Genomic DNA, 20,485 nt, shown 5'->3' on the forward strand with positions numbered 1-20,485 from the left:
CGCGAATTCAAGGATACGGTTTTGCAAAAATTTGCCCCCAACATGGAAAGCCATGTTTGGCCGGACTTTTCCAAAGGCTTGTAGATGCGCTCGATACATGTCTATTCTCTTTTAAAAATACAAAAAATATACCATAAATAGATAAGGGTATATTCTCATTTTTTTACTCTGTTCTGGATAGAAATAGTGCTTCAATAGAAAATTATGTTTTTCGAATTTTTGATAACCACGCTTTTGCGTCGATATCGAGAGTTTTTCGTAGAAAATACTTGCCTCTCTGAAATGTTAATTCTATTTGTTTTTGACAAGAGGAAATGAACAGAATTTAACCATGCCGACATCGAAAAGATGCAACGGTTAAGAAAATGTTGATTTTTTCTTTCACATGCGCATAGTTGGGACAACTACGGTTCATCCATAGCAAGCTGTGTTTTCACGAGCGCTTTGGTTCTTCATAAATGCCGTTTTTATAAGCTGCTTAAAGATATCCATCGATCTCTATGGATCTAAGGAATTACGCAGTAAAAATTGACGAATAACAGGTTTAACCAATACCCCATGGTGCTCAGGTCCGCCGCATCTCCTGGGTCGTGGGGTTGGTCGGCAGGTGTGCGATTATCAAGCGGTTCCTCGTGCCGTTATTGCATACCCGCCGACCCCCATTCCAACGCCGCTTCTTTTCCAGGAGGCGGCGTTTTGCGTTTCACGGTCAGGATGGTTTCCGATGCGCTCTCTCCTGCGGGGCCCATGCGCGGGTTCACGATGCTCGCGCCGACAGCATCCTTACGCCTATTGCCACAGGCAGTATCGGGCTCGGCTTTTAGAGCTGGTCTGCGTGGTGTGCTGGCCCATCCTCAAAAAGGCATAAAAAAAGCGCGCCGGATGGGGCGCGCTTTTCAATCTTCTCACGAAGAACCAGGATCACTTGATCTTGGTTTCCTTGAACTCGACATGCTTACGAGCGATCGGGTCGTATTTGGTCTTCGTCATCTTGTCCGTCATTGTACGGCTGTTCTTGGTGGTGACGTAGAAGAAACCCGTATCGGCTGTCGACAGCAGCTTGATCTTGATGGTTGTAGCCTTGGCCATGGTCGTCCTGCCTTACATGAATAACACAAAGCCGTGACGACCTTCAGGGCCCACGGCAAATCTGGGCGGAAACTACAAATCGCCACCGAAAAGTCAACCCCGCGCACCCTTGAAAAACAATCGTGCGACGGAAAGAACCACATATAACGCAAAGAAGCCGGCAATCGACCAGGCAAAACCGGCATTTCCGCCCATGTCAATCGCTGCACCCACCACTTGTGGTCCGGCCACCGTGCCAACGGCGTAGCAGAAAACGAAGGCGGCATTGGCGGCGGCAAGGTCAGATCCTGTGAGTCGGGAACCCAGATGGCTGAGGCCGATCGTGTAGAGGCCGGAGACGCAGCCGCCCCAGAACAGCAGGATGACGGCCATCGCCATCCAGCTATGGGAAATCAGCGGCAGCAGCAGCGATCCGATCAGGCCGACTGTCGCCAAGGCGCCGAGCAGCAATCGTCGATCCTTAAGCTTGTCGGAGAGCATGCCAAGCGGGATCTGGAACACCATGTTGCCAACCCCCATCACAGTGAGCAGCAGGGCTGACTGGGCCTCTGTGAAGCCGATACGGGTCGCGTAGACGGGCATCAGTGACAGTCCGCCGACTTCGACCGCGCCGAACACGAAGACCGCGGCTGTGGCGGTTGGCACCAGGAAGATATAGCGGAAGAAATGCATCTCCGGCTTTTCATCCAGCGCCGGGCTTTCGTTGCGGGCAACGAAGATCGGCACCGCTGCCATCATTATGGCAACCGCGCCGATGGCAAAGGGAAGCACGCCCTCACTACCGACAATTGAAAACAGCAAGGGGCCTGCGGCAAAGCCGACCGACAGGACGGTGGCATAAATGCCGAGCACCAGCCCGCGCCGCGATGGCGGGGCGGCGGCGTTGATCCAGAATTCCGACAGGATGAACAGAGTGGTCGTGGCGCCGTGAAACACCAGCCGCAGGGGAAACCACATCCAGAAGGCTTCGGCGTAATAGAAGCCGAGCGAACTGAGCGCTGCCAGCAGCACCGCCCAGATCATCGTCTGCGCCACACCGAAACGGTGCGCGAGCCTGGTGGTGATCGGCGCGGCAATCATCGCCGCCACCCCTGCCATGGCTGAATTCAGCCCGATCAGGGTGGAGGGAATACCGCGTTTTTCCAGAATGATGCTGAGCAGCGGCAATCCCAGCCCGATGGCAATGCCAACAGCGGAAATCGACGAGACGGCGGCAATCAGCGAGGGCCAGTGGATCTCTTCGCGATGTCCGGTAACAGGGTCTCTGGTGTCAGACATGGAAGGTCCTCAGAAGAAAATGCACGCAATGCGCGGTGAAGGATAACGGCGCAAGGCGTCATGCCAGGGCAACAAAGGCCGATTACATTTCATAATATGCCAGCGATCCTCCGGGGCTTTACTCCATAACGGCAAAAATCGAAACCGGTTTAAGCCAAGATGTAGAAAAACTACTTATTCGATTGTCGTAATACGTCGAATGCCAGAATTTGGCCTGACCGGATTTGGCCCTGCTTGACTGGTCCATCCGATATGGGGTGGTGAAACCGTCACTTTGGCGGATAGCGCTCGTCGTAGTCCTCAATCACCTCTGGTTCTTCCCCGAAGCCGTGCATACGCAGCGCCCATTGCAGCCCCACCACGCCGCCCTTGATGGGCTGGATGATCAGCAGAGAGGTGATGACGGCAATCGGCGTCCAGATCGCCAGATGCGCCCAGGTCGATAGCACGAAGACCAGATCGGTCATCATATAGCCACCCAGCAGCACATGGCCGACGATCATGATGACGATATAGGGCGGCAGATCGTCGGCCCTCTGGTGGGAAAGATCCTCGTCGCAGACTGCGCAGGTGTCGACCGGCTTAAGGAAGGCCTTGAACAGCCGACCGGAGCCGCAGGCGGGACAGGTGCACATCAGGCCGCGCAGAATGGAGCGTCCAAGCGGGCGAACCGCATCCTTGCCGCCGCCGAAGCGGATAACGGGGGGAGACTGGCTGACAGACATGCGGTTCCTCCTGAACTTCTATCAAATCCTATAGGCTTTGATCAAAGATGGGGCATGAAAGTTGATATTTCATCGCGGCATTTGCGCACAAGTGCGCCGAGTTCGTATATCTGGGCTTCGTATACCAAGCCCAGATATACGAACTCGGCGCGCGGTTTCAACGCCTGCCGCGCGGTGGTCTGGTTCCCGGTGTCTTGCCGGGGCCGGGTCGGCCGCGCCGCGTCGCCTTGTGGAAGGAACGGATGCCGGTCGGCATTTTCTTGCCTTCGCTGAGGATTTCAAACCGCAAGGCACCGGCAAGCGGCACAGCTTCCACCAGCTTGACGCTGACGCTGTCGCCCAATTGATAGCCAAGCCCTGTCTTTTCGCCGGTCAGCGCCTGATGTGCCTCGTCATAGATGAAATAATCGCGGCCAAGTGTCGAGACCGGAATGAAGCCATCGGCGCCATATTGCGGCAGGGAGATAAACAGGCCGGATTTGGTGACGCCGGAAACCTGCCCGTCGAATTCATCACCGATCCGTGTTGCCAGGTGGTGGGCGATCAACCGGTTGATCGTGTCGCGCTCGGCCGCCATGGCGCGGCGCTCGAAGGTGGAGATTTCGGCGGCGACATCGGCCAGCGCCGCTTCTTCATCGGATGTAATGCCGCCTTCGCCAAGCCCCAGCGTGCCGACCAGCGCCCGATGCACGATCAGGTCGGCGTAGCGGCGGATGGGGGAGGTGAAATGCGCGTATTTCAGCAGGTTCAGGCCGAAATGGCCGATATTTTCAGGGCTATAGACCGCCTGGCTCTGGGAGCGCAGCACCATTTCGTTGACGATGGTCTGGTGCGGCGTGTCCTGGGCCTTGGCGAGAATGCCATTGAACGAATTGGAGCGCAGATTACCGCCCTTGGCCAGCGAAAAGCCGATCGTGGCTAGGAACTCGCGCAGCACTTCTTGCTTGGCCAATGTCGGCGTGTCGTGGATACGGTAGACCAGCGGCTGTTTTTTCTTTTCCAGCGTTTCGGCGGCGGCCACATTGGCCTGGATCATCATTTCCTCGATCAGCTTATGGGCGTCCAGCCGTTCGGGCACGAAGACCCGATCTACCGTGCCATCGGCTTTGAGGATGATCTTGCGCTCCGGCATGTCCAGTTCCAGCGGCTGGCGGCGGTCGCGGCCACGCTTCAGGATCGCATAGGCGGCCCAGAGCGGTTTCAGGATCGGCTCTAGCAACGGTCCGGCCTTGTCGTCCGGGTTGCCGTCGATGGCGGCCTGCGCCTGTTGGTAGGATAATTTGGCCGCACTCTTCATCATGATGCGATGAAAGGTGTGGCCTGCCTTGCGGCCTTCATGGGAAAACACCATGCGCACGGCCAGTGCTGGCCGGTCAACGCCCTCGCGTAGCGAGCAGAGATCGTTGGAAATCCGCTCCGGCAGCATCGGTACGACCCGGTCGGGGAAATAGACCGAATTGCCGCGCTTCAGCGCCTCGCGGTCCAAGGCTGACTTACTGCGAATATAGTAGGAGACATCGGCAATCGCCACGGTGACGATCACGCCACCCGGATTATCGGGCGAGGGGTCCGGCTCGGCATGAACAGCGTCGTCATGGTCCTTGGCATCATGCGGGTCGATGGTGACCAGCGGCAAGCTGCGCCAATCCTCCCGATGCGCCATGCTGGCCGGTTTGGCGGCCTCGGCCTCGTCCAGCACCGATTGCGGGAAGATATGCGGAATGCCATGGGCGTGGATGGCGATCATCGAGATCGCTTTTTCCGAGGCCACCGAGCCGATCACTGACAGAACCTTGGCGCGGGCAAGACCCAGACGGCTGGAGAGCCGCCCGACTTCCACCTCGACCAAATCGCCGTCGCGGGCGTCGCCGACATCTGACGCTTCGATGACCATTTCCTCGCCGCGGCGCTCGATTGGCATCAGCCTGCCGCCGCCATCTCCGGCCATTTCGCGGTAAACGCCCAAAAGCGCGCCGCGCCGCTTGTCGATCACTTTGATGATCCGGGCGGTATAGGCGGGACCGATATGGTCCTTGGAGGGGAAAATCTTTGCCAGAACCCGGTCGCCTAGCCCGCCAACGGGCGTCTTGCACTTGGCGCGGTCCGCGCTGGACTGACGAATGGAGACCGCAGGGGCAGCGCCCAATTCATCCGGCCATTCGGCGGGGCGCCCGATCAGGTCGCCATCCTTGTCGCGGGTGGTGATGTCGAGAACGGTCACGGGCGGCAGCGCGCCGGGTCGGCTCAGGGACTTACGGTTCTTGTTGACCAGACCATCTTCTTCCAGCGCCCGCAAGGCTTCCTTCAGCTCGATCCGAGCTTCGCCCTTCAGGCCGAAAGCCTTGGCGATTTCGCGCTTGGAGGCCCGGTCGGGATTGTCGGTGATGAACTGCATCAGGATCTCGCGGGGCGGCACCGCCCCGTGAATGATCACCGTTTCATTTTTGTCCGCCGCCTTTTGCGCCGCAAGCTCCGCCTTCCGCGTTCTGTTGGTGAGGCTGCGGGTGTCGGGTCGCGGGGATTTGCTCAAGGTCAGGCTTTCTCTGTTTTTGCGGCGGGCTTTGCCTTGGGCTTCGTCGCCTTCGGCTTGGCGGCTGCTTTCTTTGGTTTGGCGTCTGCGGCATCATCATCCGCATCGGCCTTGGCGGCTTTCGCAGCCGGTTTTTTCGCAGGCGCCTTCTTTGCGCTGGCGGATTTGGCGGCAGGTTTCGCCTTGGTCTTGCCGCTGCCTTCCTTGGCGGCGCGCTCAACGATCAGGGCAATTGCCTCTTCCATGGTTACGGCTTGCGGGTCCATGCCTTTGGGAATGGTCGCGTTGATCTTACCCCAATTCACGTAGGGACCATAGCGGCCATCGCGCACGGTAATCGCGCCGCCATCGGGATGATCGCCGATCTCCTTCAGGGCGGCAGGTGCTGCGCGGCCACGGCCACCGGGGTTCGCCTGCTTTTCCGCCAGAACGGTGACGGCACGATTGAGGCCGATGGTCAGCACATCCTCGATACCGTCGAGATTGGCATAGGTGCCATCATGCAGCACGAAAGGTCCGTAGCGGCCAAGTCCTGCCGTCATCATCTTGCCGGTTTCCGGGTGAAGACCGACTTCACGCGGCAGCGACAGCAGTGACAGCGCCTTATCGAAATCCACATCGGTCGGCGACCAGCCCTTGGGTAGGGACGAACGCTTGGCTTCCTTGCCATCGCCACGCTGGACGTAGGGGCCGAAGCGGCCACTGCGAAGCGTGATCTGTTCGCCGGTTGCGGGATCTTCACCCAGGGCCTTCGGTTCATTGCCGACGGCTTCCGCCTCCGTGCCGCCATCGGCGGACAATTGGCGGGTGAAATTGCATTCCGGATAGTTGGAGCAGCCGACGAAGGCGCCGTATTTACCAAGCTTCAGCGAAAGATTGCCAGTGCCACAAACCTGGCAGATGCGCGGGTCCGAGCCGTCTTCGCGCTTCGGGAACACCAGCGGGGCTAGCGCCTCATTCAGCGCGTCGAGCACGTTGGTGACGCGTAATTCCTTGGTGCCTTCGATCTGGGCAAAGAAATTCTGCCAGAATTCGCGCAGCACGTCCTTCCAGTTCAGTTCGCCAGCAGAAATCTTGTCGAGCTTTTCTTCAAGATCCGCGGTGAAATCATATTCGACATAGCGGGTGAAGAAGCTTTCCAGGAATGCTGTCACCAATCGGCCCTTGGCTTCGGGGATCAGCTTGCGCTTGTCGATAACAACATATTCGCGGTCGCTGAGCGTCTTCAGCGTTGCGGCATAGGTGGAAGGCCGGCCAATGCCAAGCTCTTCCATCTTCTTGATCAGGGTCGCTTCCGAATAGCGCGGCGGCGGTTCGGTGAAATGCTGGGTGGCATTGACCTTTTGCTTGGCCAGCGCCTCACGGGCGTTGATCTCCGGCAGGCGGCCATCTTCATCGTCGTCCTCGCTCTTTTCACCTTCTTCACGGTGATCAGTATAGGCAGCGATAAAGCCGTCGAAACGGATGACCGAGCCAACGGCGCGTAAACCGGCCTTTTCACCGGCCTTGTCGGCGAGGATTTCAGCGGTAGTCCGCTCGATTTCGGCAGAGGCCATCTGGCTGGCAATGCCACGCTTCCAGACCAGATCGTAAAGACGCAACTGGTCGGCATCGAGATAACGGCGGACCTGATCCGGTGTCCGGTTGAAATCGGTCGGACGGATGGCTTCATGCGCTTCCTGGGCGTTTTTCGCCTTGGTGGAATAGAAGCGTGGCTTTTCCGGCATGTAGCGCGGGCCGAATTGCTGGGTAATCGCGGAGCGGGCGGCCTCAATAGCTTCCGGCGCCATCTGTACGCCATCGGTACGCATATAGGTGATCAGACCGACGGTCTCGCCGCCGATATCGACACCTTCATAAAGCTTCTGCGCCACCTGCATGGTGCGCGATGCGGAAAAACCGAGCTTGGAGGAGGCGGCTTGTTGTAGCGTAGAGGTTGTAAAGGGTGGTGATGGGTTGCGCTTGACGGGCTTTGCCTCAATCGATTCCACCACATAGTTGGCGCCGTCGAGCAGGTCTTTCAGCCGGTTGGCCATTTCGCCATTGCCGACGCTGCGCGCTTGCAAGCGCTTGCCATCGGCAGACACCAGACGGGCCAGGAATTCATCGCCGCGTGGGGTTTTCAGCAGCGCCGACAGGTTCCAGTATTCTTCCGAGACGAAGCGTTCGATCTCGTTTTCCCGGTCGCAAACCAGCCGCAGCGCCACCGATTGCACCCGGCCTGCCGAACGGGCACCAGGCAGCTTGCGCCACAGGACGGGCGACAGGTTGAAGCCGACCAGATAGTCCATGGCACGGCGCGCCAGATAGGCATCGACCAGATCGCCATCGATATCACGCGGGGCAGCCATGGCGTCGAGCACGGCCTTCTTGGTGATGGCGTTGAAAACCACGCGCTTCACCGGCTTGTCGCCGATCACCTTCTTCTTTTTGAGGAGATCCAGCACATGCCAGGAAATCGCTTCACCCTCACGATCCGGGTCGGTTGCGAGAAACAAGGCGTCGGCCCCCTTCATCGCATCGGCAATGTCCTTCATGCGTTTGGCAGAGGCGGTGTCCACTTCCCATAGCATTTCGAAATCCTGATCCGGCAGGACCGAGCCGTCCTTGGCAGGCAGGTCGCGGACATGGCCGAAGGAAGCGAGCACCTTATATCCCGGTCCGAGATACTTGTTGATCGTCTTGGCTTTGGCAGGGGATTCGACAACGACTACATTCATTCTGTTTCTCTGAACATGGCCCCGTTTGTTGCATATGGCGTCGATTCTGGCGAGGGTTCAAGCATCGATGGTTCGACATGGACAGGGATTGCGCCGGGGTCAAGTCCCCTCATGCATTTTATCCATTACACGTTTGCACAACCGACAGTTTATGAAAATGGTATTGCAATCATAAATCATTTCTGTATCCTATGTTGCATAGGTAGCAAATATACATATTCAGGTTGTATTTCCACGACGGGAACACGTAATGACGGGCAGTGGCGCAGCGGAACTTCATAGCCGGGAAAGCATAGCCTATGTGCGCCAGATGCTGGGCGAATTACGGCTGGTTGCCGAAAAGGAGGGGGCACAAATGCTGTGCTACCTGATCGAGATGGCCTTTGAAGAGGCCGGCGACCTTCAACGCCGCCATAAAGCGCCGAGAATGATCTCAAACACCAAAAGATCGCTTTGAAAATCTTTGGTTTTGTCTTGTTCTGATAGAGCCAGAGTACGCGACACAGACGTTTTCAGTTGTGCCTCCCCCCATCGGCCGTGCCAGGCAGATTGTCGCGTCCATTGCTTTCGCTGATCTTTTTGGACGACCCGGTTTCGACTTTTCCTAAGGCAGCCTTGTTTAATCCAGCGGTACAATCGAAACCAGGCCACCGGGATGCCGGTGCAGGCGACCTGCAATATCCAGTTCCAGCATCACCAGATAGACAGCGGATGGTGGCAATTGGGTGTGGCGAATGATATCATCGACTTCGACCGGCGTTATGCCCAGCGCATCGATGATCCGGCTGCGATCGTGTTCTCCGGGCGGCTGGTTGAAGGTCTCGCTTTCTTCATAGACCGGTTCTTCCACCTGCGGCTGGGAAAACAAGTCAATACTGCTGAGCGGGGATAGCGCCTCGAGAATATCCCGGGCCTCGGTGGTGATCGTCGCACCGTTTTTCAACAATCCATTGGTACCATGACAGCGCGGATCGAGCGGCGAGCCAGGTACTGCAAACACCAGTCGTCCGAAATCGGCGGCCAGCCGTGCGGTAATCAGTGAACCGGAGCGGCTGGCGGCTTCGATGACTACAACCCCAAGTGAGGTTCCGGCAATCAACCGGTTGCGTCTTGGAAAGTCACGGGCGCGGGGCTCCCAGCCAAATGGCATTTCGCTGATCGCCACACCCTTGCCATCCCAGATGTCTTTCAAGAGATCGACATTCTCAGGCGGATAGGGCCGGTCGAGCCCACCGGCCAGAGCTGCCATCGTGCCGGTGTCCAGGCTTGCTCGATGCGCGCCCGCATCGATGCCGCGCGCCAGGCCTGAAGTGATGGTGTAGCCGGTTGTGCCGCAATCGCGTGCCAGCAGTGCTGCCATTTTCACGCCGCTGATCGAGGCATTTCGTGAGCCGACGATACCGATCGACGGGCGAATGGCGGTACTGCCCAAGCCTTTCATCGCCAGAAGCGGCGGTGCCGCGTCGATCTGGCGCAGGGCGGGAGGATAGTCCGGTTCGCCGATCCCAACGAATCGCGCACCGAATTTGCGGGCAAATTCCAGCTCACGTTCAGCCTCGGCCACTGTGGCGATGCGGATAGAGCGGGTAGCGCCGCCGCGCTGCGACAATTCCGGCAGCATGTCCAGGGCGCGTTCGGCGGTGCCGAAATTGTTGATCAGGTCGCGAAAGGTGGCCGGGCCAACATTGTCGGAACGTATCAACCTCAGCCAGGCGGTTCTTTGTTTTTCCGTCAGGGCGATCCCCGAGCGTCCAGAACCGCCTGCCGACATTGTGTGCTATCCTTTTTTACCGATCTTGCTCTCGGTGCCTGAAATAAGTCTTTCAATATTTGCCTTGTGCTTGCCCCAGGTGATCACGGTCATTGCAGACGTGATCATGGCAGCTTCCGGCTGACCGAGTATCCACAATGCAACCGGAATGACAAGGGTTGCAACCAATGCTGATAGCGAGGAATAGCGGCTGAGAAAAGCAATCGATAGCCAGACGATGGCAAAGACCAGCACCATCAACGGAAAAATCCCGAGCAATGTGCCGATATAGGTAGCCACGCCCTTGCCGCCCTTGAAGCCCAGCCAGACCGGGAACAGGTGGCCGATAAAGGCAGCAAAGCCGCCAAGCAGGCCCGGCAGATGCACCGTATCGGAGCCGAACAATTTCTGGGCGATCAGCGCCGCAGCCGTTGCCTTCAGCGCGTCGAGCAGCAGGGTGGCAGCCGCGAGCTTCTTGTTGCCAGTGCGCAGAACATTGGTGGCGCCAATATTGCCGGATCCGATATTGCGCACGTCGCCCAGACCTGCCATCCGGGTCAGGATCAGTCCGAAGGGAATGGAGCCGAGCAGATAGCCGATCGCCAGCGAGGCGATAAGGGCGGTGATCGTCACCTGGCTGTAATCGAGGCTGGGCATGGCCGGCTCCTATACGTTCAAGACAGAGAAAATACCGAACGGCCTGCCACATAGGTGGCAACAGCGCGGCCGGAGAAGCGGGCGTCTTCAAAGGGTGTATTCTTGGAGCGCGACAACAGCGTCTCCTTGGCAACCAACCATGGCTCGTCCAGATCGATGAGCACGATATCGGCCTTTGCGCCGGGCTTCAATGTGCCTGCATCCAGACCGAAAATTTCGGCAGGCCGGGTGGACATTGCATCAATCAGCCGCATCAGCGGCACCTGACCGGCGTGATGCAGTCTGAGAGCCGCTGCCAGCAAGGTTTCCAGGCCGACCGCGCCATCGGCGGCATCGGCAAATGGCAGGCGCTTGGTATCGACATCCTGCGGATCATGGGCCGAAACGATGATGTCGATATCGCCATTTGCCAAGGCCTCGACCATCGCCACCCGATCATCCTCGGCTCGCAGCGGCGGCGCCAGCTTGAAGAATGTCCGGTATTCGCCGATATCGTTTTCATTCAGCGACAGATTGTTGATGGAAATGCCGCAGGTAACGTTCGCGCCGCGTGAGCGGGCAAGCTTGATGGCCTCCACCGAGCCCGGCACCGAAATCTTGGCGGCATGATATTTTGCCCGCGTCAGCCCGGCGATGCGCAGATCGCGTTCCAGCGGAATGATTTCGGCCTCCCTCGGCACGCCGGACAAGCCCAGCCAGCTGGCAAACAGGCCCTCGTTCATCACGCCATTGCCGAGATATTTTTCGTGCAGTTCCAGCGAAATGACCGCGCCGAATTCCCGCGCATAGGTCATCGCCCGGCGCAGCACAAGCGTATCGTCCAGCCCGTGGCGGCCATTGGTGAAGCAGACGGCGCCCGCCTGTTGCAACAGGCCGAATTCGGTCATTTCCTCGCCGCGCAGCCGACGGGTCAGGGCCGCGGCCGGATAGATATTGACCGGCGATTTTTCCCGCGCCGCATTTTTGATGAATTCCACCAGGGCGATGTCGTCGATGACAGGATCGGTATCCGGCATCATCACGAAGGAGGTCACGCCGCCTGCCGCTGCGGCCTTGCCGGCGGAGGCCAGTGTTTCGCGGTGTTCACCGCCGGGTTCGCCGACAAACACCTGCGCATCCACCAGACCCGGTGCTGCGACCAGACCTTTGCAGTCCCTGACCTCGGCACCCTCGGGTGCGCCCTGATTGCGGGCATCGGCACCGGCGGCCAGAATGCTGCCATCGGCACCGACGATAATGCTGCCAACCTCATCCAGCGAACGCGACGGGTCGATAATGCGGGCATTGTTGAAGACAAGCGGCTTGTTCATGCGCCAACTCCTTCGCTACGCGGGCCGTTATTGTCCGAGATCAGCAGCGATTCCATCACGGCCATGCGCACGGCGACGCCCATCTCGACCTGGCTTTCGATGACGCTTTGCGGCCCATCGGCCACATCGGAGGCGATTTCCACCCCTCGGTTCATTGGGCCGGGATGCATGACCAGGGCGTCTTCCTTGGCGGCTTTCAGCTTTTCAGCATCAAGCCCGTAGAAGTGGAAATATTCGCGGATCGATGGGACAAACGACCCTGCCATGCGCTCGCGCTGCAAGCGCAGCATCATCACGACATCGGCGCCCTTCAGGCCTTCCTTCATATCGTGGAAGACTTCGACGCTCATATCGGCAATGCCAGAGGGCAGCAGCGTGGCGGGGGCCACGACCCTGACCCGCGCGCCCATCGCATTGAGCAGGAGAATATTGGAACGGGCCACGCGCGAATGCAGCACGTCGCCGCAGATCGCGACGATGATCCGCGACAGCTTGCCCTTGGCGCGCCGGATGGTCAGTGCGTCGAGTAGCGCCTGGGTCGGATGTTCATGCTGGCCGTCGCCGGCATTGATCACCGCGCAGGCGACTTTTTGCGACAGAAGGGCTGCGGCACCGGCCGAGGCATGGCGCACCACCAGCACGTCCGGATGCATGGCATTCAGCGTCATCGCCGTATCGATCAGCGTTTCGCCTTTCTTGACCGACGAATTGCCGACCGACATGTTCATCACATCGGCACCGAGCCGCTTGCCCGCCAACTCGAAGGATGACTGGGTGCGGGTGGAAGCCTCAAAAAACAGGTTGATCTGGGTCAGACCGCGCAGGGTCGAGGTCTTTTTTTCGCGCTGGCGGCTGATTTTTACCGCTTCGTCAGCTTTATCGAGCAGATAGGTAATATCGGTTTCGGTAAGGCCCTTGATGCCAATCAGATGGCGATGGGGAAAGAAGACCATGCGCATGTTCTCCTAGGATTTGTCAGGGAAAAGTGGCAACCGGTTTTCCGAAAGACAAACGATAATAAAAGACTTCAGAATTTTTCGGTTTCACGATGGAACCAGGGGACTCCGAAGGGATCGCGCGGTCTATAAAGACTGCGATGATCAGGAGCAAGCCTGCTTGAGGCGTGCAAGCCTTTGTCCCCCGTTTTGGTCGGTTGGTCCGACCCATGCTGTCGCAAATCTGCGCAAACGTGTTAAAGACCATCGACAAAGATCGATTTGCGGCATTGCTGTAAGACTAAAGATAAAAATTGGAACGCGGATGAGCCGTACGGAAGACAAATTGCTGGAACTCAATCAGCCAAGGCCCTGGTCCGGCGTGAACGCCTTTCGCACCGATCCGCTGGTGGTCGATATTACCAATGGCCTCAGCCGCAACCTGCGCGATGAATATGATACGCTTGGCCGCTATGTAACCTCGCATGAGGCGCAGGAACTGGCCCGCATGGCCAACCACAATCCGCCGGAACTGCGCACCCACGGGCCGCGCGGCGAGCGGCTGGATGTGGTGGAGTTTCATCCGGCCTGGCATGCGCTGATGCGCCGCTCCATGGCGACCGGCCTGCATTCCTCCGTCTGGGAAAATTTAGCTGATGCACGCGGCCAGGATCACAAGGCCCGCGCCGTGCGATTCTATCTCACCGCCCAGCTTGAATGCGGCCATCTCTGCCCGCTGACCATGACCAGCGCCTCGGTCGCCGCCCTGATGGGCTCGCCCCGAGTGCAGAAGGAATGGGCGCCGAAGATTCTCTCGCGTAAATATGACAGTTCCAACCGCCCCGCCATGCAGAAATCCGCCATTACCATTGGCATGGGCATGACGGAGAAACAGGGCGGCACCGATGTGCGCGCCAATATCTCCACCGCCACGCGGGTAGGCGAGGGGATCTACCGGCTGTCCGGCCACAAATGGTTCATGTCGGCACCGATGAGCGATGGTTTCGTCATGCTGGCGCAAATGCCTGAGGGCGTTGGCTGTTTCCTGGTGCCGCGCCTGTTGGAAGACGGTTCGGCCAATGGCTTGCAGTTCCAGCGGCTGAAGGACAAGATCGGCAACCGGTCCAATGCCTCCTCCGAGGTCGAATTTACCGATGCCTTCGGCTTCCTGCTGGGCGAGCAGGGCGGCGGCATCCGCACCATCCTGGAAATGGTGACCTTGACCCGGCTGGATTGCGCGCTGGCCTCTGCGGGCATAATGCGCGCTTCGATGGCAGAGGCTGTCCACCATGTGCGGGGCCGCTCCGTATTCGGCAAGAAGCTGGTGGACCAGCCGATCATGACCCGCGTTCTGGCCGATATGGCACTGGATGTGGCGGCGGCTACGGCGCTGTCCTTCCGGCTGGCCGAGGCCTTCGACCGTGCCCGTGACAATCCCGCCGATGCGGCTTACGCACGAGTAATGACGCCGGTGGTGAAATACTGGGTCTGCAAGATGGCGCCGCCGCTGATCTATGAAGCGATGGAATGCATTGGCGGCAGCGGCTATGTCGAAGAACGCGCCATTGCCCGCCATTACCGCGAGGCCCCTGTTAACGCCATCTGGGAAGGCTCCGGCAATGTCATGGCGCTGGACGTATTGCGCGTTCTCGCCCGCGGCAAGGACCTGTTCGAAATGGTGTTTGCCGAGTTGGAGCGCGATCTCGGCCCATCCGGCCGCAAGACCGTCGAAGTGCTGCGCGCCGCCATGGCGCTCTGCGAACGCGACGAGGGCGCGGCCCGCCTGCTGGTCGAACAAATGGCGCTGGCTGCCGCCGCCGCCGAGCTTTACCGCATGGGGGCAGGCAAAATCGCTGATGCCTTTCTGGAGACACGCCTGACGGGCGGCTGGCGCAATACTTACGGCGTGCTCGATGCGCGATTCGACAGCCGGTATTTGATTGATTTGCTGTATCCGGCGGTGGATTGACGTGTTTACAGCTTTGCGCGTCGGCGAAAATCTCATTTGATAGTGCCTTGGAATAATGCACACGGAAACGAGGAAAATGAATAACCTCTGCAATGAATCTCAAGGGTTTCCGCAGTTGCGCTGGAGATATTGTTGTCTGATCTGCGTCCTGTATATGCCCGGAGTGTTATCCGCTCTCTTTTACACCGGTGGCTTCTTTCTCCCGATGTATCTATTAATTTGCCTGGTTATTATGTTCGTGGTTCGTACGAAAACGGTAGATTACAAAGTTAGTCCGTTTTTAGTGAAAATTAATAATCCAAAAAACACCCAAGAGCGAATTTCGGCTCAGGAATCCCGATGGATGGCGCCTTCATTTTTAATAGGGATGATGATGTACACAGTTGTTAACGCTCTCTTCCGCGGGGAATTAGACGGCTTGCCACGTCTTTTGGCCATTGTCGTATTTGTTATATTTGCTGCCGTATCGGTAATGGAATATTTCAGACGTGTTGAGTGGAAATTTTAGAGCCTGACCGAAGAGAGATGTCTAAAAACTTGGTTTACAATGAAGGGAGCTTATTTGTAATGCCCTTGGGCAATGGTGGCTATGCCAGAGGTGTCGTTGCAGGGGCGGCTCCGCGTGGTACTGTGCTCTTTGGATGTTTTTTGGTCCTCATATAGTGCATCCAGATGAGGCTGATTATGAAGGCATACATCCGGAACACGCCTTGGGTCAGATGATTTTTGGCGATCTTGGCTTGATAAAAGGGAGAATGGAAGATCGTAGGAACGCTTTCTGAATGGCATCAGCCGTTCTGGAAATGCCCTATTTTTAAGGCGAGAGCCTATCAGCAAGCGTGCTTGGATCGTGTATCGTTCAGATATCGAACCGTCGAAAATCGAATTTGAATAGCCTGTTGACTTCGATGTCAATCTGCTGCCCGACAGCACCTTTGGATATTGCGCTGTCGAGCTAAAATTTAACAAAGCTCAATGGATAGGATACTTGATCTCGCGGCCCCTTGAATGAGGGGACGCTCTATCCACAGCCCCTCCCTTAAAAATTAACCTTAATAAAAGGTTTACGTTGTGCGGCATTCATTAACCGTTAACTCTGCTGGTGAATGCAACCAATAGGGGCGGGTAATGATGACTGGCCTTCGGAAATATGTGGCACTGGGCGTCATGATGGCGTTTTTTGCCGTTTTGGCATTGGATATTGCGGTGCCGGCATTGGTGCTGTCTGTCATGGCGGCGCTCAATTGGCTGGTGCTGAAGGCACCGGATGATCTTTTCGATCATCTCCTGCCGCGTCAGTCCGTCTCGGCCCACTCCCTCTCGATCAAGGGGAGGCTGGCATGAAATATCTGCTGATCTTCTGGGCCGGGCCAATCCTGCTTTTGGGAAGCTGGTATTATCTGTCGCTTAACGACATGAGCTTCGGTTTTTTCATGCTGACCCGCCAGACCCATGATCTGGTCTTTACCATCTATGGCAATGTTCTGGGCATCGCGCCGGAGAGCATTCCGCCGCTGGTCATGCGGGCCATCGTCGTCGATAGCACTGTGCTGTTCAGCCTGGTTGCTTTTCGCCGCCGCAAGCAGATTGCCGCCTGGTGGAAAGCGCGTCAGCTTCAGAGCGTCGATGCAAGGCCAGACAGCCTGTCCAGCGCCCCTTGAAGAATGAAGCTGGCGGCGGCCGAATCAATCCGTTCGGCACGCTTGGCTCGCGACACGTCCATTTCCAGCAGCGCCCGCGTTGCCGCGACTGTTGATAGCCGCTCATCCCAGTAGACGAAGGGTATGTCGGTTTTTTCGGCCATGGCGCGCACAAAGGCGCGGGTGGCCTGGACACGCGGCCCGGAAGAACCATCCATGTTGATCGGCAGGCCAATGACGAAGGCGGCGACTTTTTCTTTCGCGGCAAAAGCCAGCAGAACCTCGGCGTCTTTGGTAAATTTCGTCCGCTTGATCACCGTGCGCGGCGAGGCGAAGCGGCGCCCAAGATCCGACATGGCAAGACCGATGGTCTTAGTGCCGAGATCAAGCCCCGCTATGGCCTGACCCGGTTGCAGGCTTTGCGCCAATTCTTCGATATCAAGGGTCGCCATAACTGTTTCTCAAAATGTGAATAGTGTGTTCATGCCAAACCGTGGGGATACGGGGATATCCTAGTGGTTTGGTCTTTTCTTGCGCTGCTTATGCCATATGTCTTGGCGGGCAAACCATTTTCATTCATCCATAGAGGATATTCCATGAAACTCACCTGGCTAGGCCATTCGGCTTTTCGTCTCGAAACTGCCAAGGCCACCATTCTGATCGACCCGTTCCTCACCCACAATGCCAGCTTTTCCGGGCTGGATATGAAGGATATGACCAAGGGCGTCACTCATATTCTTCTGACCCACGGTCATGGCGACCATGTCGGCGATACGGTGGCAATTGCCAATGATACCGGCGCAACCGTGCTGGCCAATGCCGATCTGGCTGCCTGGCTTGGCGCCAAGGGTGTGTCCAAAATCGAAATGGGCAATACGGGCGGCACGATCGATCTCGGCGGCTTTACCGCGACCTTCACCAATGCGCTGCATTCCTCCGCGCAGATCACCGAGGATGGCGTGTCGCATGCGCTCGGCAATGCCAATGGGTTGATGCTGCATTTCCAAGATGAAGCGTCCCTGCTGCATATGGGCGATACCGATATTTTCTCGGATATGGCGCTGATCAACGAGCTGCATCAGCCTGATATCGGCATCGTACCGATTGGTGACCGATTTACTATGGGCGGTGCCGTTGCAGCACTTGCCTGCCAGCGATTCTTCAAATTCAAGACCGCTATCCCCGCCCATTACGGCACGTTTCCGATCATCGATCAGACCCCGGAAAAATTCGTGGGCGGCATGGAAGGCTCGAAAACCGAGGTCAAGGCACCCAAGCCGGGCGAAACGCTGTCGCTTTGAAATGATGCCCTGCTAAAAATTTCAGTCTTGCCCCTGGAACAGTATTCCAGGGGTGAAAATCTGGGCCAAAGGCGAAAATTCGAGGGTGGTAAAAACCTGCCCGTTGCGCAGGCGCGGTTCGGCGATTATAGCGGGTCTGATAATCGATCTGGAGAATGCCGATGTCCGTTGATCTCGCCACTGTCAAGCGTGTTGCCAAGCTTGCCCGTATTGCTCTGCCCGAAGACGAGGCCGAGCGGGTGATGGGAGAGTTGAATGGCATTCTCGGCTTTGTCGAGCAATTGTCGGAAGTGAATGTCGATGGCGTCGAGCCGATGACCTCTGTCATGCCGATGGCGATGCGCAAGCGCAAGGACGCCGTTACCGATGGCGGCAAGGCTGATGACATCGTTGCCAATGCGCCGGAAACCGACCGCCATTTCTTCCTGGTGCCGAAGGTTGTCGAATAAGCCCGCCCGGTTTTCCACCGAGCCATCGACGCCTTCGACGCAGCCGCGCCAACTATAAAGTGACCGTATTCATGAGCGAACTCACCAGCCTCACCATTGCCGAAGCCCGCGAAAAGCTGGTTTCCAAGGATATCACCGCCATCGAGTTGACCGATGCCTATCTGGGCGCCATCGAGGCTGCCAATGGTGCCATCAATGCCTATGTGACGGTGACGCCGGAGATCGCCCGCGACATGGCCAAGGCCTCGGATGCGCGGCTGGCCAGCGGCAAGGCTGGCGCGCTGGAAGGCATTCCGCTCGGCGTCAAGGACCTGTTCGCCACCCGCGACGTCCATACCCAGGCCTGCTCGAACATTCTCGACGGCTTTAAGCCGAAATACGAATCGACCGTTACCCAAAACCTCTGGAATGAGGGCGCGGTGATGTTGGGCAAGCTGAACATGGACGAATTCGCCATGGGCTCGTCCAACGAAAACTCCTTCTATGGTCCGGTGGTCAATCCGTGGCGCGCCACGGGCTCTGAGGAAAAGCTGGTGCCGGGCGGCTCATCCGGTGGCTCGGCGGCAGCTGTCGCCGCACGGCTCTGCGCGGGTGCCACTGCCTCCGATACCGGCGGCTCCATCCGCCAGCCGGCAGCCTTTACAGGCACAGTCGGCATCAAGCCCACCTATGGCCGCTGCTCGCGTTGGGGCATTGTTGCCTATGCCTCGTCGCTTGATCAGGCTGGGCCTATTGCCCGCGATGTGCGCGATGCCGCGATCCTGCTCAAATCCATGGCCAGCATAGACGAGAAGGACACGACCTCGGTCGATCTGCTCGCTCCAAACTATGAGGCGGCCATTGGCCAGTCCGTCAAGGGCATGAAGATCGGCATTCCCAAGGAATATCGTGTTGATGGCATGCCGGAAGAAATCGAGGCTCTTTGGCAGAAGGGCATGGCCTGGCTGAAGGAGGCCGGTGCCGAGATTGTCGACATCTCACTGCCACATACCAAATATGCATTGCCAGCCTATTATATCGTCGCCTCCGCCGAAGCCTCATCGAACCTCGCCCGCTATGATGGCGTGCGCTACGGTTTGCGCGTCGACGGCAAGGACATTGCCGACATGTATGAAAAGAGCCGTGCGGCGGGCTTCGGCAAGGAAGTGCAGCGCCGTATCCTGATGGGCACCTATGTGCTTTCGGCTGGCTATTACGATGCCTACTACTTGCGCGCCCAGAAAGTCCGCACCCTGATCAAGCGCGATTTCGAACAGGTGTTTGCCGCAGGGGTCGATGCGATCCTGACGCCGATCACCCCGTCCTCAGCCTTTGCCATTGGCGACAAGGATCTGGCCGCCGATCCGGTGAAAATGTATCTGAATGACATCTTCTCGGTAACGTTGAACATGGCGGGTCTGCCGGGCCTTTCGGTTCCCGCTGGTCTCGACGCCAAGGGTCTGCCGCTCGGCCTGCAACTGATTGGCAAGCCCTTCGAGGAAGAAACCCTTTTCAAGACCGCTCATGTCATCGAACAGGCTGCCGGAAAGTTCACACCCGCTCAATGGTGGTAAGCCATTGATCCTGAGGCCGATGGAGGAGGCTGACCGGCAGATGGTCGGCCACGTCGGCTGGGACAGCTGGCGCTCCACCGGGCCGCTGGATCGCGCCATGACCGATCCGGCTATTGCGCAAAAGGTCAAGGAAGCGTTTTTGCGCTTCCCCTTCGGGCCTGCGCTGGATGTCATTGTTGCCGAGATCGAAGGCGCGATTGCCGGTTGGGGCGCGCGTGAGGCGCAACGGGATGTGATTTCCGATATCTGGATCTCGCCTGACCGCCAGCGGCGTGGCATTGGCCGGTGTCTGGTGCTGCATTTTTGCGAGACGATGCGACGCGAAGGCGTGAAGCAGGCCCGAATTTCCACCCATCAGAATAATTTTGCGGCCCAGGCCCTTTATAAAAGCTGCGGATTTGAGACCGTCTGGCAAGGTATGGAGCGCGACGCGGTCATGGAATTGGAAATTCCCAAGGTCCGGCTGCGGCGACGGCTTTACTGAACCGCGCCCTCAGCAAAGTGTTCATAAAACCTTAACGCCACTGGCGCTGTTGCATTCCTGGTGATCTACTCAACCGATCATCCAGGTGAGGAGCC

At 57.8% G+C, this 20,485-nt stretch carries 19 protein-coding genes; 9 read left to right on the plus strand and 10 right to left on the minus strand.

Annotated features, from left to right (window positions below; all coding sequences use genetic code 11):
* Positions 1-921: 921 nt before the first annotated feature.
* The 5 genes from rpmG to topA all read right to left on the minus strand — a co-directional run bounded on the left by rpmG (position 922) and on the right by topA (position 8,342).
* Complete coding sequence (rpmG, locus tag G6L01_RS05000; RefSeq protein ID WP_015915679.1) at positions 922-1,089, minus strand: 50S ribosomal protein L33; 168 nt, start codon at positions 1,087-1,089, stop codon at positions 922-924.
* 93 nt (positions 1,090-1,182) lie between these two features.
* A complete protein-coding gene (locus tag G6L01_RS05005; protein WP_070167208.1) occupies positions 1,183-2,367 on the minus strand; it encodes an MFS transporter in 1,185 nt (394 codons plus the stop codon).
* 269 nt (positions 2,368-2,636) lie between these two features.
* The gene (locus tag G6L01_RS05010) at positions 2,637-3,092 is read right to left on the minus strand and encodes a DUF983 domain-containing protein (protein ID WP_070167207.1); all 456 of its coding nucleotides are present in this window, start codon (positions 3,090-3,092) and stop codon (positions 2,637-2,639) included.
* Positions 3,093-3,249: 157 nt separating this feature from the next.
* Positions 3,250-5,526, minus strand: a complete 2,277-nt coding sequence (rnr, locus tag G6L01_RS05015) for a ribonuclease R (protein WP_337692732.1) — start codon at positions 5,524-5,526, stop codon at positions 3,250-3,252.
* Positions 5,527-5,624: 98 nt separating this feature from the next.
* Positions 5,625-8,342: a type I DNA topoisomerase gene (gene topA / locus G6L01_RS05020; protein WP_070167205.1), complete on the minus strand. Its 2,718-nt coding sequence runs from the start codon at positions 8,340-8,342 to the stop codon at positions 5,625-5,627.
* 250 nt (positions 8,343-8,592) lie between these two features.
* On the opposite strand from topA, the gene G6L01_RS05025 reads away from it, so the two are divergent.
* On the plus strand, positions 8,593-8,799 hold the full coding sequence (locus tag G6L01_RS05025; RefSeq protein ID WP_070167204.1) for a hypothetical protein: 207 nt from the start codon (positions 8,593-8,595) through the stop codon (positions 8,797-8,799).
* 162 nt (positions 8,800-8,961) lie between these two features.
* Here the strand turns inward: G6L01_RS05025 and dprA are convergent, their stop codons facing one another.
* The 4 genes from dprA to G6L01_RS05045 are packed head-to-tail and all read right to left on the minus strand — an operon-like array spanning position 8,962 to position 13,012.
* Positions 8,962-10,113, minus strand: coding sequence for a DNA-processing protein DprA (dprA, locus tag G6L01_RS05030; protein WP_070167203.1), 1,152 nt, complete (start codon positions 10,111-10,113; stop codon positions 8,962-8,964).
* A gap of 6 nt (positions 10,114-10,119) precedes the next feature.
* Positions 10,120-10,749 (minus strand): glycerol-3-phosphate 1-O-acyltransferase PlsY, encoded by a 630-nt coding sequence (gene plsY / locus G6L01_RS05035; protein ID WP_070150376.1) that lies wholly within the window; start codon positions 10,747-10,749, stop codon positions 10,120-10,122.
* Between the two features lie 17 nt (positions 10,750-10,766).
* Complete coding sequence (locus G6L01_RS05040; protein ID WP_070167202.1) at positions 10,767-12,059, minus strand: dihydroorotase; 1,293 nt, start codon at positions 12,057-12,059, stop codon at positions 10,767-10,769.
* Positions 12,056-13,012: an aspartate carbamoyltransferase catalytic subunit gene (locus G6L01_RS05045; RefSeq protein WP_060715742.1), complete on the minus strand. Its 957-nt coding sequence runs from the start codon at positions 13,010-13,012 to the stop codon at positions 12,056-12,058. Before G6L01_RS05045 ends, G6L01_RS05040 begins: the two co-directional genes overlap by 4 nt.
* 307 nt (positions 13,013-13,319) lie before the next feature.
* On the opposite strand from G6L01_RS05045, the gene G6L01_RS05050 reads away from it, so the two are divergent.
* The 4 genes from G6L01_RS05050 to G6L01_RS05065 all read left to right on the plus strand — a co-directional run bounded on the left by G6L01_RS05050 (position 13,320) and on the right by G6L01_RS05065 (position 16,624).
* Entirely contained in the window at positions 13,320-14,963 is a 1,644-nt protein-coding gene (locus G6L01_RS05050) for an acyl-CoA dehydrogenase family protein (RefSeq protein ID WP_015915688.1), read from the plus strand.
* 76 nt (positions 14,964-15,039) lie between these two features.
* Entirely contained in the window at positions 15,040-15,471 is a 432-nt protein-coding gene (locus tag G6L01_RS05055; RefSeq protein ID WP_070167200.1) for a hypothetical protein, read from the plus strand.
* Positions 15,472-16,091: 620 nt separating this feature from the next.
* Entirely contained in the window at positions 16,092-16,307 is a 216-nt protein-coding gene (locus G6L01_RS05060) for a hypothetical protein (protein ID WP_070167199.1), read from the plus strand.
* The gene (locus tag G6L01_RS05065; protein WP_070150373.1) at positions 16,304-16,624 is read left to right on the plus strand and encodes a DUF6105 family protein; all 321 of its coding nucleotides are present in this window, start codon (positions 16,304-16,306) and stop codon (positions 16,622-16,624) included. The genes G6L01_RS05060 and G6L01_RS05065 overlap by 4 nt, the downstream gene beginning before the upstream one ends.
* Here the strand turns inward: G6L01_RS05065 and ruvX are convergent.
* Positions 16,579-17,055, minus strand: coding sequence for a Holliday junction resolvase RuvX (gene ruvX / locus G6L01_RS05070; RefSeq protein WP_070167198.1), 477 nt, complete (start codon positions 17,053-17,055; stop codon positions 16,579-16,581). The genes G6L01_RS05065 and ruvX overlap by 46 nt on opposite strands.
* A gap of 144 nt (positions 17,056-17,199) precedes the next feature.
* Here ruvX and G6L01_RS05075 point away from each other — a divergent pair, with 144 nt between their 5' ends.
* The 4 genes from G6L01_RS05075 (at position 17,200) to G6L01_RS05090 (ending at position 20,390) form a co-directional block, all read left to right on the plus strand.
* On the plus strand, positions 17,200-17,904 hold the full coding sequence (locus tag G6L01_RS05075) for a metal-dependent hydrolase (protein ID WP_070167197.1): 705 nt from the start codon (positions 17,200-17,202) through the stop codon (positions 17,902-17,904).
* 161 nt (positions 17,905-18,065) lie between these two features.
* The gene (gene gatC / locus G6L01_RS05080) at positions 18,066-18,353 is read left to right on the plus strand and encodes an Asp-tRNA(Asn)/Glu-tRNA(Gln) amidotransferase subunit GatC (RefSeq protein ID WP_015915693.1); all 288 of its coding nucleotides are present in this window, start codon (positions 18,066-18,068) and stop codon (positions 18,351-18,353) included.
* Between the two features lie 71 nt (positions 18,354-18,424).
* Positions 18,425-19,906, plus strand: a complete 1,482-nt coding sequence (gatA, locus tag G6L01_RS05085; protein WP_070167196.1) for an Asp-tRNA(Asn)/Glu-tRNA(Gln) amidotransferase subunit GatA — start codon at positions 18,425-18,427, stop codon at positions 19,904-19,906.
* Positions 19,857-20,390: a GNAT family N-acetyltransferase gene (locus G6L01_RS05090; RefSeq protein ID WP_081344218.1), complete on the plus strand. Its 534-nt coding sequence runs from the start codon at positions 19,857-19,859 to the stop codon at positions 20,388-20,390. Before gatA ends, G6L01_RS05090 begins: the two co-directional genes overlap by 50 nt.
* Positions 20,391-20,485: the final 95 nt, after the last annotated feature.

The organism is Agrobacterium vitis, from assembly GCF_013337045.2.
GTDB lineage: Bacteria > Pseudomonadota > Alphaproteobacteria > Rhizobiales > Rhizobiaceae > Allorhizobium > Allorhizobium vitis_B.